Annotated in this window: 15 protein-coding genes; all 15 read right to left on the reverse strand. The window is 60.4% G+C overall.

The features are described from left to right. The 15 genes from IE093_RS01990 to IE093_RS02060 all read right to left on the reverse strand — a co-directional run bounded on the left by IE093_RS01990 (position 1) and on the right by IE093_RS02060 (position 15,544). Positions 1–720 carry a phage baseplate assembly protein V gene (locus IE093_RS01990; RefSeq protein WP_189465614.1) on the reverse strand — a complete coding sequence of 240 codons (720 nt, stop codon included), beginning with the start codon at positions 718–720 and terminating at the stop codon, positions 1–3. Further along, positions 720–1,829: a phage late control D family protein gene (locus IE093_RS01995; protein WP_189465617.1), complete on the reverse strand. Its 1,110-nt coding sequence runs from the start codon at positions 1,827–1,829 to the stop codon at positions 720–722. Before IE093_RS01995 ends, IE093_RS01990 begins: the two co-directional genes overlap by 1 nt. 6 nt (positions 1,830–1,835) lie before the next feature. Next, a complete protein-coding gene (locus IE093_RS02000; protein ID WP_189465620.1) occupies positions 1,836–2,111 on the reverse strand; it encodes a hypothetical protein in 276 nt (91 codons plus the stop codon). A gap of 8 nt (positions 2,112–2,119) precedes the next feature. Then, positions 2,120–2,809, reverse strand: a complete 690-nt coding sequence (locus tag IE093_RS02005) for a hypothetical protein (RefSeq protein ID WP_189465621.1) — start codon at positions 2,807–2,809, stop codon at positions 2,120–2,122. Then, positions 2,809–3,081, reverse strand: a complete 273-nt coding sequence (locus IE093_RS02010) for a hypothetical protein (RefSeq protein ID WP_189465624.1) — start codon at positions 3,079–3,081, stop codon at positions 2,809–2,811. The genes IE093_RS02005 and IE093_RS02010 overlap by 1 nt, the downstream gene beginning before the upstream one ends. Beyond that, complete coding sequence (locus tag IE093_RS02015; RefSeq protein WP_189465627.1) at positions 3,078–5,177, reverse strand: ATP-binding protein; 2,100 nt, start codon at positions 5,175–5,177, stop codon at positions 3,078–3,080. The genes IE093_RS02010 and IE093_RS02015 overlap by 4 nt, the downstream gene beginning before the upstream one ends. Continuing rightward, positions 5,174–6,301 (reverse strand): Pvc16 family protein, encoded by a 1,128-nt coding sequence (locus IE093_RS02020; RefSeq protein WP_189465629.1) that lies wholly within the window; start codon positions 6,299–6,301, stop codon positions 5,174–5,176. Before IE093_RS02020 ends, IE093_RS02015 begins: the two co-directional genes overlap by 4 nt. 3 nt (positions 6,302–6,304) lie before the next feature. Further along, positions 6,305–7,180: a hypothetical protein gene (locus tag IE093_RS02025; RefSeq protein ID WP_189465632.1), complete on the reverse strand. Its 876-nt coding sequence runs from the start codon at positions 7,178–7,180 to the stop codon at positions 6,305–6,307. Further along, complete coding sequence (locus IE093_RS02030; RefSeq protein ID WP_189465634.1) at positions 7,177–7,947, reverse strand: hypothetical protein; 771 nt, start codon at positions 7,945–7,947, stop codon at positions 7,177–7,179. Before IE093_RS02030 ends, IE093_RS02025 begins: the two co-directional genes overlap by 4 nt. Before the next feature lie 2 nt (positions 7,948–7,949). Beyond that, complete coding sequence (locus tag IE093_RS02035) at positions 7,950–8,456, reverse strand: phage tail protein (RefSeq protein WP_189465637.1); 507 nt, start codon at positions 8,454–8,456, stop codon at positions 7,950–7,952. A 21-nt stretch (positions 8,457–8,477) separates the two neighbouring features. After that, positions 8,478–10,931: a phage tail sheath family protein gene (locus IE093_RS02040; protein ID WP_189465640.1), complete on the reverse strand. Its 2,454-nt coding sequence runs from the start codon at positions 10,929–10,931 to the stop codon at positions 8,478–8,480. Positions 10,932–11,986: 1,055 nt separating this feature from the next. After that, positions 11,987–12,304, reverse strand: a complete 318-nt coding sequence (locus tag IE093_RS02045) for a cytochrome C oxidase subunit IV family protein (RefSeq protein WP_189465643.1) — start codon at positions 12,302–12,304, stop codon at positions 11,987–11,989. 55 nt (positions 12,305–12,359) lie between these two features. Continuing rightward, positions 12,360–13,070, reverse strand: a complete 711-nt coding sequence (locus IE093_RS02050) for a heme-copper oxidase subunit III family protein (protein WP_189465644.1) — start codon at positions 13,068–13,070, stop codon at positions 12,360–12,362. A 15-nt stretch (positions 13,071–13,085) separates the two neighbouring features. Beyond that, the gene (locus IE093_RS02055; RefSeq protein ID WP_189465647.1) at positions 13,086–13,757 is read right to left on the reverse strand and encodes a cytochrome c oxidase subunit 3; all 672 of its coding nucleotides are present in this window, start codon (positions 13,755–13,757) and stop codon (positions 13,086–13,088) included. Next, complete coding sequence (locus IE093_RS02060) at positions 13,754–15,544, reverse strand: cytochrome c oxidase subunit I (RefSeq protein WP_189465649.1); 1,791 nt, start codon at positions 15,542–15,544, stop codon at positions 13,754–13,756. The genes IE093_RS02055 and IE093_RS02060 overlap by 4 nt, the downstream gene beginning before the upstream one ends. Positions 15,545–15,547: the final 3 nt, after the last annotated feature.

The following is a 15,547-nucleotide window of genomic DNA, read 5'->3' on the forward strand; positions in this document are numbered from 1 at the left end:
TCAACCCGCCTTTACCTTCCGTGAAATCAAGGACGACGAAGGGGTCGGAAAGGTCGGCGTCGGCACCATGGGCGTTACCGGAAAGATCCCGGCCGCCAACTGCCCCGGATGGGTGTGGGTCTGCAGCATGGTCACCAGTTGGGTGAGGTAGCTCATCAACTGGTCGCCGAACACCACCGGATGGGTGGCGTTTTCGACCAGTTCGATCTGCGGCGCCTCCACCACTACCTTGCTCGCCCCTTTCAGCAATACCTGGCCACCGCGAACTTCGATCTTCAGGATATTGCTGCCGTCGCTGTCACTGACGCTGATGGTCTGTCCGTCGTCATCGAAGCTGACCATCAAGCCCTGTTCGCTGCGAATCACCTTCATGTTCGGTGTCTTGCCATCGCCATCCTGGTTGGTCGGCACCTGGTCGGGCGACCACCAGCCACCCGACCAGATCGGCAGGCTGGGATCACCGGCCTCGAACTCGACCCAGACACCCGCGCCGATGGGCGGGATAGTGTATTGGCCGCTGCCATCACCGGCGTATGGGGTACAGGGCAACGCCCAGGGCGAGACCACATCGCCCAGCACCTTGGGTACCCGAACGCGGATACGGCCCATCTTCTGTGGGTCCTCGTTCTCTTCCACCGTGCCTCGATACTTGCCGTAGTAGCGGTGACGAACCTGCTCCGCCAATTCCACGATCGTGCGTTCGATTCCCCCGTCATCCATCAGAACACTCCTCCCAATGCTCCACCGCCGCCGCTACCCACCGAACGGGCATTGCGACGCAACGTGAGTTGTTGCCGGTAGCCCTCGTCATCGAGGGTGTGGGTTACCCGGCTAATCAGGTATTCGCCACCCAGAAAGCCACCGGGGCCTGCCACGGCAATGACGTTGTAGGGTTTGAGTACGGCCGGATAGACATCGGCCGCCACTTCGACCTCGGCGCGATAGGCCCAACTGGAATAGTCGGCAACGGCATTGACACCGGCTTCGAGATCGCCGCTGTCTTCACGAGTCAGGGTCAGGAAACTGCTGCCGGGATCGGCGATATCGTGTGTGGCGGTGTCGCCCAAGGCGTCGAGTGTGCTCGTGGCTGCCTCGGCTTCCAGCACGCTCTTGTCCGCCAGGTCGATATCGCTGGCCCTGGCGGACATCGGCCGCAGCGCATCGTATTCGGCTTCGAACTTGTTGATGTTGCGCTTACCGCCCATCAGCAACAGCTCGGGATACCCGGCCAAGGTCAGGTCCGGCGCCTTGAACACACCGACGCTACTGCCCGGCTCAATGCCCGGCCTGACGTAGAAGAACAGGCCATGTTGGCGCGCCAGCTTGCGCAACAGGTGAACCGCCGTACCGCGCTGCATGACGAAGCGCTCGAGGCTGCCGCCGGAGGCAGGCACCGCATCCACGTCAGGAATCAAATCGAATTCGCCAAAAATTTGCGTGGCGATATCGGAAGCGGTCAGTTCCTCATATAACACGATGCTTTCGTGCTGGTTCAGCAGCACGCTGTCGTCATGCACCACCAGCACCAGTTGGCTCTGGTTGGGACTGGCACTGAGCGTGAAGCGCTGGCCGACGATGGGGCCGTCGATCAGCGCTTCGAAATCGTCGCCATTGGGCGGTTTGACCTCGACCCGAACCCGGGAAAAGGGTTGGGTGTAGTCCTCCTCGATGCCTTCCCAGTGGCCGTTGTCATCGGCGCCTATCTCCAGCTTCAGCTCCGCTTCGGCCGCTATCCCCATGGCGAGATCCACGCGCACTTCCCGAAACCGGTACAGCAGTTCCTCATCGGCGGCTTGGTTGTCGAGGTAGATGCGCAGTTCGGTCGGCATGGCGGCTTACCTTTCCTCCGGGGTCTGGATCATGCGGCCCGCTTCATCGGTCAGGCTGTTGGCTTCCAGCTCGCTATTGGCATCCGCGATGTGCCAGTAGCGGGTGGCACTCTTGAAGCGTCGTTGACTGATGACATCCAACTGGTCGCCCTGGGTCACCATGGCGGGGCGACTGCGCGGCTGGCCCAATACCCGCAACTTGACGGCGGCCACCGCCTCTCCGTTCTCGGTACCGAGGGTGACGGTGGGCAGATTCTTGTAACGTGAGTCGTTACCGAACATGAATCACCTCAGAATGGAATCGTCTCTATCGCCAACTCGACGGATCTGACCAGGTTGAGTGCCACCTGGGCCTCCTTGACGGTATTGGTGTAATCCAGCGCCCCCTTGCCGATGACGTCGTCGCTGTTTTCGGGAAAACTGGCGATCGCCAAGCCGATCTGCACCTCGGCCTGTACCGGATTCAAAAAGGGATCGAATTTCTTTTCCGTGATGCTCATCGAGCGCACTTCCACCGGCAGTACGCGATTCGGCCCCCAGATGAACAGGATCCGGGGCGCCTGTTCGCGTGGCCTCGGCTGACTGGGCTCGCTGTCGTCACCCAGTGCATCACCGATGGCGTCGATAGCGGCACCAATGGCACCACCGCCGGCTCCACTGGGGTAAGTCATCTTCTCGAGAGCGATCAATTGGGGGCCTATCCCGAACAACCTGGGCATGGCGGACGAGGCATCGTTCTGCCCCAGGTCGTCGGAAGCGTCGAAATGCGCCGTCAATCGGATGGTTTCGGTGGGTACCGAACTCACCTGATGGGGCTCGCGTTGACCGCGGTTTTCACGGTCCTCGGCACTGGCGCTGGAAGGCAACTCCAGGCTGCGTTGCAACTGTTCCGGATTGAACTGGAACACCACCACGTTGGGCAGGGGCCCGAGCATGTCGGTACCGTACTCGACCAGAACGCCACGCAGATAGAAACTCATCACACCACTCCTTGATGCAAGGCTCGTTCAACGGCCATCACGATTTGCTGCACCAGCAGATCGCGCATCTCGTCGGAGGTGACATGCGGCGACACGTGCTGTGGTGCCAGACTGATACCGGTTAGCGCCAAGGGACGCTCGCTTGCCTTCACCCCCTGCAGTTGTCGCGACAACGCCGCCTCCAACCCATCCAACGCCTCCTGCACCAGCTCAGCGGAAACGCCGTGCAGGCTGATGTCGATACGCTCGAGATCTATCCGCACGGCGCTCATGCCGTCTCCTCCCCAAGCAACCTGGCGTAGCTACCGAAGAGTTCATCGTCAGCGGCACGATTGAGTTTCTGCAGCTCGCGTTTCACCTGAACCAGCACCTGGCGCATGCTGGGCTTGCCGACCTTGCCCGTGGCCGGCTCCCCTTCGGGCTCGGCCGCCGCCTGCAAGCAGGCATTGAAGATCACCGAGCGGATATGGCCACCGGAAAAAGCGAACTGGCGAGCGAGGAAGCGGAAATCCAGGCCGTCGGTATCGACATGAGCGGGGAATCCCTGTCGCCAGATGCGTTCGCGTTCATCGACGCCCGGTACCGGAAACTCGATGACATAACGCAAGCGGCGCATGAAGGCCTCGTCCATGTCCTTGCGCCGGTTGCTGGCCAGGATGGCCAGGCCTTTGAAGCGTTCCATGCGTTCCAGCAGGTAGGACACCTCGATGTTGGCGTAGCGGTCGTGAGCGTCCTTGACCTCGGTACGTTTGCCGAACAGGGCATCGGCTTCGTCGAAGAACAGCAGGCAGTCACTGGCCTCGGCGGCATCGAAGATGCGGCGCAGATTCTTTTCGGTTTCACCGACGTATTTGCTGACCACCTGCGCCAGATCGACACGGTACATGTCCAGCATCAAGCGAGTCGCCAGAGCCTCGGCGGCCATGGTCTTGCCGGTGCCGGGCGGGCCACAGAACAATATGGCCAGGCCACTCTCGTTCCATACCCGCGCCGTACCCCAGCGATAATGCACCTCGGTCAGGGCTTCCATGGCACGCGCCACTTCGCGGAACTGGGCTTGTTGCTCGGCGGCCAGCACGAGGTCGTCCGGCGTGAACCGGGGCTCCACTCGCTGCGTCAACTGCGCCAGCTCGCCTCGGGTTTCGTGCCGGCAGGCTTCGATCAGATCGTCCCCCTGCCAGGCGCCCAAATGCCGCAACGTCGTGGCGATACGGCGCAATGCGGGTTCGGAAAAGCGGAAGCGGCGAGCACACTCCTCGACCACGGTATGGTGCTTGGCGGCACCGCTGCCGAGCACTTCCTGCAACACCTCCAAACGGCGGTGAAAACCGATGGCCGGCAGGGTCAACGGAGGCAGTAAGCTGCCACCGGTGTCGTCGTGCGAGTACTGCTGTGGCGACATCGGTTGCCAGACTCGCAACGGCAGGGCCAGGGGCCAGCTCTCCGCGGGTATCGTCACGCCCCACGGCAATACCGGCTCGACACCGCGCAACCAGGCCCAGGTCAATAGTTCGGTCAAGCGGTGCTGCTGCCAGGCGGCCGGTGTCACTCCCACCAGGCGGGCATCCAGTCGCTCGGCGATGGCAGCGCATGATGCGATGAAGTCGTCATCCCGTTGTCCCAGCAAGGGAACGCGGCGCAAACGATGCGCTGGCTCGCCAAGGACATGCAGAGGTACGACCCAGTGCTCCGGCAAGGGCCGGGGCCGAGGGGGTACCTCGATCACACCCTCGGGATCCGTGTAGCCGCCACTCAAACCGGCGGCAATCCAGGCAGGCAACTCCAAGGGGTGTTGCCAGCTCACCGCATCCGTCTCCAGCAGGCCATAACGACGCAGCGGGTGAGTCGAAGCGGCAAGCGCCAGAATGGTCAGCGGCTCGTCCCATAGACGCTGGGCCAGCGCCAAGGTGGGAAAGGCCTTGTTGATGTCGTTCAGGCAAGCGGCACACACCGGGCCCAGGCCAGCGTCGAGTCGATGGGCGACGGCCAGCGCCAGCACGAACTGATCGGCCTCCTCCAGCCCCAGTTCCGTCACTAGCCACGCCCAGTCCCCCCGGTAGCGGCTACGCAGCTCGGGGGCAGGTTCCTGAATGCGCTCGGAGAGGAAAGCGGCGGTAGCGTCCTGTGCGAAGAATTGGCGGCGCTGTCCATCGCTGCGCGCCCACGCCAGGTTGTCGTCGGCGATGCCGGTATGGGGTGGCAGAACGCCGGTATCGGGATCGTTCTGGCCGGTGCGCTGGTACCAGCACCAGGTCAGCTCGCGACGCAGGCGCAGATTCACTTGGGCAAGCCAATAGGCCAGCATCGGATCTACGATCCTCAATCCAGGGGTCATCCGTTCCAGGCTCTCGAAGCGCTCCTCGTTCATGACCAGTTCACCTCCGGCATGGCCATGGCCTGGGCACCGTTGGTGCGCAGGATGATGCGATAGCGGCCTGGCGGCAGAGCGTCATCCACGCCCACCGTTGCCGTCAGGCTGTCCTGGGTAGCGATTCCGGAGGCCTCCAGCATCAACTGAATGGCACCGTCACGGTAGAAGGCAACGAAGATGCTGTCGTCGGGGCCGCCCAGGCGCTCGCCGGTGAGCGTCAGGGAACCGAAGAGGTTGCCGGACACATCGGGTGTCAAAGCGCCCGGCACGGCGCTGACCAAGGTCGGCATCAAGGTGCCGACGATGGCATTGCTATGGATACGTCGGCCACTGGCGGACAGGCTCACGGCAACGATGACATGGCTACCTGGCGACAATTCGGTATCGGCAGGAATTCGCGTGCGTACCCGCCCGGCCGGTGCGGCGGTGATGCCATAGCCTTGATCGCCAACCCGCAGCTCCTGAACCGCGCTGCTCAGTTCCTCGCCAAACACGGTGATGGTGTCGCCGGCCTCGAATTTTTCCGGCTCGACACGAGTCAACGTCGGCCCCAGGCTGGGAATGACCTCCACCCCTTCGTTCCCCGGCGGCCCCACCGTTTGCACCAGAGGCGCGTAGGATGGGGGTTGCGATGGCGCGATCATCACCGGCCGCACCTGGAACGCGGCGGAGAGGCGATAACGTTCGTCGCTGCCCTGCATGATCTTGGAAAGCAGGTCGACATCGGCACTGTCGAAGGTGATCTTCAGCGACTGCGGGTTGTCCATCAGCGCGGGTACGCTGGGTTGCATGAAGTTCAGTTCCTGCAGCGCCAGCATGCCCTCGCCCAGCAGTTCGTGCGCTGCAACCGAGTCGCTTTCCTGGGAATCGTCGTAGGCGGTGATCAGATAGCGCAGCACCAGCCACAGAGGCGCATCCTGTCCCTCGTCCAGGGCCTGGTTGCGCAAATAACCGTCGATCTCGATCTGGTACAGAAAGAGATTGAACTTGGGGCCGGCTGACCCGGCCGCCACCTCGGGCCGGCCGACATCGACCGAGCCGGCCGAGGTACGGGCGGTGAGACGGGTTCGCAGCAGCTCACCGACGGCGCCGATCGCGGTGCGACTTTGCTCCAGGGGCATCGGCTACACCCCCCTCAGATAGTAACGACGCAAGTCGATCTGCCGCTGCGGCTTGGCCGGGGCGGGCCGAACCGAAGGCGGGGCTGCCGGCATGGCCTGTACGGTGGGTTCCGCCGTCGGGGTGTGCACTTCCACGCTGACGTGGCCAATGCTGACGCTTGGGCTCTCGCGGCGGTCCTCGAAAGGAGGGCCGTGACTCGACAGCGGCTGGGGTGTCACCTCGACGTGAAAGGAAGCGCGCGCTTCCGCGCCTGTGGAGCGCTCCTGTCCATCGGCGTGCTCTACCACGGGAAGTCGCGAAGGTTCACTCACCACTTCCCGCACCCTGACCTCCTCGCGCGCCCACTCCCGACTGACCTCATGGATGAAGCTGGGAACGGTCCCGGCCGGACGCTCGCTTTTCTCTGCCCGAGGCGTTGTCGCCGGCTCGGTGTCCTGAGTGTCGTTCGTCGGCGCTATGGGCGATGTAGAGTCGACCTGCCGGGAGGGCTGCTCTTCCGCCGGCCCGGTCTCCGTGCGCGGCTGAGCGATCTCCAGTGTGCGTATTTCAACCTTGGGGACAACATCGACCGAGACGTCGTCCGCGCTTTCCGGCGGTTGGTGGTTGCGCTCACGTTGCTCATGCGGCGCCATATCGCCAGAAGCCTTATGGGCAGTTGGCTCGTGCTCGGTGGCAGTGGAATGCGTCACTTTGTCACTCGATTCCACGTGGGGTGCCATCTGGGCCGATGCATTTCTGCTGGTAGGCTGAGCGACGTTGCGCACGTCGTTCACCTCGGGTGGCATTGTCTCCGAACCAGCGGTGATAGGCCGTGGGGCAATCGGCTGTTGGCCTGCCCACCCGCTGCGCTGCGCCAGACGCTGGAAATAGCCACTCATACGCGCCCCTCCCGACTCAGGCAGGCCAGATAGAAGTCACGGCGCTGGATGGGCAAGGACAGGATCTCGGCCTCCGACCAGTGATAGGCTGTGGCCAAACGATGCACGTTGCGCAGCAATTCGGTCAGCACGCCTTGCAAGCGTTGCAGCAGAGTCGCTTCCAGGTTGAACGGGTGTTGGATCGATGCCTGGCACTCGGGACATTCGGCTTCCAGATCCAGGGCGGTAAAAGGGTCGGCGCGTTCCAGCGCGGCTTCCATGGCCGCTAGACGGTCCTCACTCCAATCCCCGTCTTCGCTGGCTCCCACCACCAGGTCACACGCCATGGTCTCGGCGTCGGCGCCCCCCTGCTCCAGCCAGCGACGTTGATCCTGGCCGGTCGGCAGGCGCACCTCGAACCACTCGCCGTTATCCAACCGGCAAGACAACGGTTCGTCGGGCGGTGTGTGCACGAAACGCTGCAGTGGCAACTCGAAACCCAGCGGCTGATGGCAATGCCGGCACTCGGTGCTGACATCCAGATCGCCGGCATCGGTGGCCATGACCACAGCCAGCAGCCCCTGCAGGCGGCTGGCGACGGACCATTGCCAGACCTGCTCTGCACCGACGCGGTTGCCGTCGGTATCCCGCAGACAGGCTCTCAGCAAGGCGCTCACCGCATAGGGTGGCGGTGCGCCGAAGTCGACCTTGACATGCGTTGTTTCAGAACCGAAGACAATCGACTTCCATGACTGACGAGCTGCCCTGTCCTGTCCGGCCGTGACCATCCTCAAGCCCCTTCGTCAGGTTCCTTGGTATCGAGGTCACGCTCCCAGCCTTCCAGCTCGATCTTCATGCTCTCGATGGACACGGCATTGGCGTTGGCATCCAGATCCGGCAGGGCCGTGTACTCACTGATCCAGCAGTTGTGCAAGAAGTAGCGAAACGCCACCTGTCCTCGTTCGTTCATGAACTCGACGGTCAACTCCTTCTTGTAGTTGGCCAGGTCCATGACCGAGTCGCCTTCGTAGGTATGCACCTTGCTGGCCCAGGCCTCGAACTCCGGATCGTGGGTCAGACCACGCTCGACGGTGATGGCCTCGTAGCTGGTGCGACCGGGGGATTTGTGATCGATCGAGTTCTCTCCCCCGCTGCGAAACTTGACCACTTCGGTGGTACGTTTCAGCGAGCTGATCTTGCTCACCCCAAGCACCGGCTTGTTGTCCCACAGAATCCGGAACTTGAAATTCTTGTAGGGATCGTAGCGATTCGCGTTGACGGAAAACCCGTTAGCCATGCTGATCTCTCCTTGGACTTATCATGTCTCGATCTGGCCAGCCATCTGCTGAATCTTGATCACCACGAACTCGGCGGGTTTGAGGGGGGCAAATCCCACCTCGACATTGACGATGCCCAGGTTGCGATCGTTCTGAGTGGTGGTGGAGGCATCGCAGCGCACGTAATAGGCTTCCGTCGGGCTGCTGCCCTGAAAAGCGCCCTGACGGAACAACGAGTTCATGAAGGCTCCGACGTTCAGGCGCAGGTTGGCCCACAGCGGTTCGTCGTTGGGTTCGAATACCGCCCAGCGGGTGCCTCGATATAAGGATTCTTCGATCATCAGCGCCAAGCGACGGATGGAGATGTATTTCCATTCGCTGCCAAAATCGTCATCTCCGTCCAGAGTCCGGGCGCCCCAGTTGACAATGCCGTTGGGCAGCACGCGAATGCAGTTCACCCCTTTCTTGTTGAGCACGCCGTTTTCCCGATCGGTGAGCTCGAGGTTGACGCCGACGATATCGCGAATGCCCGCCTCGATACCTGCCGGCGCCTTCCACACACCACGGCTGCCGTCGGTACGAGCCATCAGCCCAGCAATGGCACCGGCTGGGCCGATGGTCTTGATCAAGCCACGAGCGTTGTACTTCAGGCGCGGATAGAAGACAGCGGCATGGTCCTTGACCATGGTCGCCCTGAGCTGATTGATCAGACCGGTGTCCTGCACCACCTGTGGCCGGCCGTTGCTATCGGTCCAGGACGGCGGCGGATCGACCAGCAGAAAGGCACGCCGGCGCTGACAGTAGACGCTGACTGGCCCCCATACCGAGTTCATCACGCTTTCGGTCACATCGCGGTCGCCCGGAATGACCATCAAGTTGATGAGGTCCACCGGGTCCAGGGCATGCATGCCGGTTTGATTGGCTTCGCTGCCTTGGTAGGCGCCAGCCGTGGGATTGCCGCCCGGCGTTCCCGGCGAGCCATTCGTGGTGAAATCCCCTACGTCCTGGCCGAGACTGTATTGGCGCACATTGGTTTGCAGGGTGGCATCAAAGGCGGCCGTGCCGGTGGAAAGCGTTGTCGGCTCATTACCAAGAGCGCCATTGGTGGCCAATACCGCCAGATGGTAACCCCAGACCTCGGCCTGGAAGCCCAGGTCCGGCTCGGCATTGATCGCCCGAGCGATGATACGCAGTTTCTCCCGTATCCCGTCGTTGTCGCCCGTCACCGCACTGTCGCCCGAGGCGTTCATATACCAGGGGTCGGTTCCCGCCGTCGTCTGGATATTGAAATCCGCGGTATTGAGCGCGACGTTGGTGCCGTTGATGGTGATTTGGGTGATGGCGTTCTGGTCGATGGTCAAGACGTCATTGGCAAACCCGATATCGCCCGGCGTGGTCGGGTCACCCAGTCGCATCAGACTAGCCGTCGGCGCGGGCCGGAAATTACTCCAGCGCGGTTTCTCGATGCCGCCCTGGTCCACCCCCAGCATCAGGGCACCCGCGATGTCATTGGCCGCAGCCCGGCGCACACGAACGGCGGATTCGTCACCGTTGCCGGCGGTGATTTCGATGAAGCGACCGAAACCGGCCACGTTGGTACCCAGCGAAACGGATACCGTTGGCGCCGGAGACAAGGTCGCCAGCATATCGTTGATCTTGCTTTCGATATTGCCTGCGATGCCGGCAATGGTCGCCGGTAGCGCCGGGGCAATGCTCAGGTCGACAGTGACATAGCTACTGCCGTTGACCGAAATGTCGAAACTGGTCTCTCCTCCGGCAAACAGCGCATTCAGAGCGGCCTGAATGCCGGCGCCATCGGTGGCGCCGGCCGGATCGGTCAGGGGGTTGCGCAGTGGCCGTCGTGAGGCCGAGAAACCGGCGAAACTATTGGCGAGCGTGTTGATGAACGAGCCGCTGTCCGTGGCGCTACCCATGGCGGCGGCCAGTTCGAGATCGACCAGGCTGGAGCTTTGGGTCACGAAGCTTGGTGCGAACCGCGAGGACGACGGGTTCATGGTGAGGCCGGTGAAGGATTCGGTCTGAACCACCGAACCGCCCTCTTCCTGAATCACCCGCAGGTTGAAACTTTCATCGGGATTGGGCGTATCGTAATCGACCTCCATGCGCACCGTGTTGCCCCAGGTACCGGCCGCCTTGGCGATGGCAACCAGCACGGCCTGGCCCGGCGGCACTGGCACCAGACTCCTCAAGGTAACGACGGCAGGTGTGGCGCCTGGTGCGAGTCGTACCACGTAGCAGTTCGTCCCGCCATTGGCAAAGAACATGCGCACGCTGTCGGCGAGATCGCTTTGAGGATGGGGTTCGCCGAAGGCACGTTCATAGTCGGCATAACTCAACAGTCGAACGGCCTTGTCGATCGGTCCCTTGCTCGCACGCCCCAGGAAAGCCGCAATGGAGGTGGAAACTCCCGTGATGGTACGCACACCGCTCGGGACTTCCTGTACGTAAACGCCAGGATAGCTGACCTGTACCATGGACTGCTTCTCCTTGTTGATTGTTATTCGGAACCGACTGAGCAAAATGCCTGCACGGACTAGGGAAACACTGAATAATTGCCTGCGCGGGTGAATCGCTGCGTTACGCGGTGCTGGTGCGCCAGCCCGGTCGGAACCCTCACATATACCCCATATGCTCCGGTTGACTCGAAACCTGCGGTTTCTCGCCCCTTCGGGGCCATCCTTCGGATGTTTGTCGCTGCGCTCGGTTCTGCGCTCCGGGCGCCTTGCGCTTCACGCCGCTCGCCGATTTATTCATCACTTCCCCAGGCATCGTTGGCAAATCTCTGCCTGGCGCTTCACTCTGCTCGTCTTTTTCCAATCGTTACTGGACTAATAGCGTATTGGTCATTGCTCCAGGCCAAGAGCCCACGCAAACCAGCTATCGTTATCACGTCTATTTTTTTCCCAGGCACTATTTTTCGCCCAAGCACTCACCGTTTTGCTTGCAAGAAAATAAATCCATGCACCCATGACCAGCCATTGCTTGGCCGCCGCAATATATCCAACTTACATTTCCGCAACGACGTATTTTCAATAAAGCATGCAATGCTTATCACTGAAATCATGAGGCCAAAGACATCGTTACTTACCGTAGCATCATGACGAGACCACAGTTACTCAACGTTTACGCCCAAGTCGCAACAGCAACCCCCACAACGTTTCAACGTCATGTAATTCAAGGCAAACCAAGTAATACAACAATACGTTTGAGCGACTTCCCTTTTCCGTATAAGAACTGTAGGTGATTTCTCTAGTGCTAGCGAACCAAACAAAAACACTTTTATTTATATAAATATTCTAAAAAAGAATATACATAAACACCACACTCCTCCACTCATCATTTAATGAGATGAGTGACTGCCGGATTTATCAAAACAGGGGATATTTTACATAAAGTTTCAAAACAACAAACTTCTTATCGAAAGTGTTTTTTCGAAGCCCAGGCTTTGCCCGATGTGCTGAGCGTGATATTTGATGAGTTTTACCAAGCACTCTCGTGAAAGTGCCTAACAGAGAAGCGCTATTGCGGCTCATTGGAAGAAATATTCCAACCGGATCAAAAGTGTGTAGTTGCCTTCTATCGCCATCAGCAGCATCAGGACTACCAACACTCCGGGGGGCACTAGGATCGCGCAGATGATCGCCAGGCGTTCCCACACCATGTGCATGAACACCGCGATGATGAACCCCGCCTTCATCAGCATGAACAGGGTGATCAGAAACCATTTCAGATACCCCTCGAATCCCAGGTAATCCACCATATAGGAAAACACACTGAGCACGAACAACAGAAACCAGACCCACAGGTAGATACCGATGGGATGCTGTTGAGCTTCTCCTTGTGCCATGTCGCCCTCCCGGGGGCTCGGTGCGATAGCGGCATTCAGCCGTTTTCGAGCCGCCCTACCAGAGATAGAAGAATGCGAAGATGAAGACCCAGACCAGGTCGACGAAGTGCCAGTACAGGCCCAACGTTTCGACCATCTCGTAGCGGCCCTTGCGTCCGGTCAGGAAACCTGGTCTCCCTGTCTCCAGCGAACCACGCAGGACCTTGATCGACATGATGATCAGGAAGATCACGCCTATGCTCACGTGCGTACCATGAAAGCCGGTGATCAGGAAAAAGGAGGCCCCGAATTGTGCCGCCCCCCATGGGTTGCCCCAAGGCCTGACGCCTTCTCCGATCAGTTTGGTCCACTCGAAGGCCTGCATGCCGACGAAGGAGGCTCCGAGCAGTGCGGTCAAGATCAACAAGGTCGCAGTGGCGCGGCGATTCTTCTCATAACCGAACTTGACCGCCAGGGCCATGGTCCCACTACTGCTGATCAGGATGAAGGTCATGATGGCGATCAGCAGCAGCGGCACATTCCGACTCCCGATATGCAAGGCGAATACTTCGCTCGCATCCGGCCAAGGCTCGGTCGTGGAAATACGCACCGTCATGTAACCGACCAGGAAACAGGCGAAAATGAAGATATCGCTGAGCAGGAATATCCACATCATCGCCTTGCCCCAGGGGACATTCTTGAAGGCCCGCTGGTCGGACGCCAAGTCGGAAACCAACCCCTGCCATCCGGATTTCTGAGTCGGTCCACGAGGAGTCGAGTTCACCATCGCGTCGTCCTCTCGCTAGGTCGTCAACACCAGGCCGAACAACACAGCCCAGACCAATAGCAGAAAATGCCAATACACCGCGCAAAGCTCGACACCCGCCCGCACCCGTGCCAGCTCGGCGCCACCGTACAGCTTGTTCAGGGCTCTTCCCCAGGCCACCAGACCGCCCAACAGATGCAAGGCATGCAAAGCCGTCAACAGGTAGAAGAAGGCATTGGCTGGATTCGCCGTCATGTAATAGCCGGCGGCACTAAGCTGCCGCCAGACGACGAGTTGTCCGATGACGAACGCCACCGTGAGGATGCCCCCCGCCACCAAGGTTCGGCGCAGCAGAGGACGCTTGCCATGCTTGGCCGCGTGCCAAGCGGTTTGCAGCGCCACACTGGCAAGTACCAGAACACCGGTATTCAGCCACAGCAATCCCGGTTCCGGAACGGACCGCCAGTCCGTGCCCATTTCCATGCGCATTATGTAGGCGCTGATGGACAAGGCGAATACCGAGGTCACGACCGCCAGGAACACCACCAGCCCCACCCGTGGTGCCGTGACGGACGGCGGGATGATCCGGGGCAACGGTCGTGCCCTGCTCGTCTCGGCGATCCACGGCCGCACATTGATCGACTGACTGAACAGCCATCCAACGAAGACCGCCATCATCAGGGCAAGAACGATCAGAGTGATGGTCATGCGCGCCCCCCGCTCTTCGAGCTCTCCTCATATTCCACTTCTTCGGGAGGCACGTTCTGGGGTATGAAGTCGTGTTTCGCGCCGGGCACGCTGTAATCGTAGGGCCAGCGATAGACGGCTGGCAGTTCCTCACCGAAATTGCCATGTCGGGGCGGGGTATGAGGCGTCTGCCATTCCAGGGTATTGGCTTGCCAGGGGTTGGGCCCTGACTCCCGTCCACGGAAATAGCTCCATACCAGGTTGAAGAGGAACAAGACCTGGGCGATGGCGACGATGAACGCGGCAATGGTGATCCCCGCGTTCAAGGCCTGGACCGAGTCGGAAATGAACGTGGTCTCGCCGTAGGCGTAGTATCGCCGAGGCACGCCCTCGAGCCCGATGAAATGCATCGGATAGTAGATGGCATAGGTACCCAGGAACGTCACCCAGAAATGGATCTTGCCCAAGGTGTCGTTGAGCATGCGCCCGGTGACCTTGGGATACCAGTGATAGATGGCGCCGAATATCACCAGGATCGGCGCGACGGCCATCACCATGTGGAAATGACCGACGACGAAGTAGGTATCCGACAGAGGCACATCGACCGTGACATTGCCGAGGAACAGGCCGCTGAGGCCACCGTTGACGAATGTGAACAGAAAGCCGATGGCGAACAGCATCGGGACCGTGAAATGGATGTTGCCCCGCCACAGGGTCAATACCCAGTTATAGACCTTGATTGCCGTGGGCACGGCGATGACCAGCGTCGTGGTGGCGAACAGGAACCCGAAATAGGGATTCATGCCACTGACATACATGTGATGTGCCCAGACCACGAAGCTCAATGCGCCGATGATGATGATCGCCCAGACCATCATGCGATAGCCGAAGATGTTCTTGCGTGCATGGGTGGCGATCAAATCGGAGACGATACCGAAGGCTGGCAGCGCCACGATATAGACCTCGGGGTGACCGAAGAACCAGAACAGGTGCTGGAACAACAGCGGACTGCCCCCTTCGTGGCTGGAAAGCTCACCCATCGACAGCATGCCCGGCATGAAGAAACTGGTCCCCAGCAGACGGTCCAGCAACATCATCAATGCCGCTACCAGCAATGCGGGGAATGCCAGTAGTGCCATCACCGTGGCCATGAAGATACCCCACACCGTCAGTGGCAACCGCATCAGCGTCATGCCTCGGGTACGTGCCTGCAGCACGGTGACGACATAGTTCAGCCCCCCCATGGTGAAGCCGATGATGAATGCCGCAAGCGACACCAGCATCAGAATGATCCCGCCGTCGACCCCTGGGGTTCCGGGGTTGATCGCCTGCGGCGGGTACAAGGTCCAACCGGCGCCAGTGGAGCCCCCAGGCAGGAAGAAGCCGACGACCAGTAACAACACCGATACCAGGTAGACCCAGTAACTGAGCATATTGAGATAGGGAAAGGCCATGTCCCGCGCACCGCACATCAACGGAATCAGATAATTGCCGAAACCGCCGAGAAAAAGGGCCGTGAGCAGGTAGATGACCATGATCATGCCGTGCATGGTGACGTATTGCAGGTAGCTGCTGGGGTCGATCAGCGTCAGGCTGTTCGGGAACCCCAGTTGCAGGCGCATCAAGAGCGACAGCACCAGCGCCACCAGGCCGATGGAGGTGGCGGTAATGACGTACTGGATCGCGATGACCTTGGCGTCCTGGCTCCAGATGTATTTACCGATGAACGTCTTGGGATGGACGAGCTCCATCTCGCCGACTTCAGCGGGTGGCACATAGGAACTGGCGTCGTACTCACGTTCACCCATGAA

This window comes from Litchfieldella qijiaojingensis (genome assembly GCF_014651875.1).
Lineage (GTDB): Bacteria > Pseudomonadota > Gammaproteobacteria > Pseudomonadales > Halomonadaceae > Litchfieldella > Litchfieldella qijiaojingensis.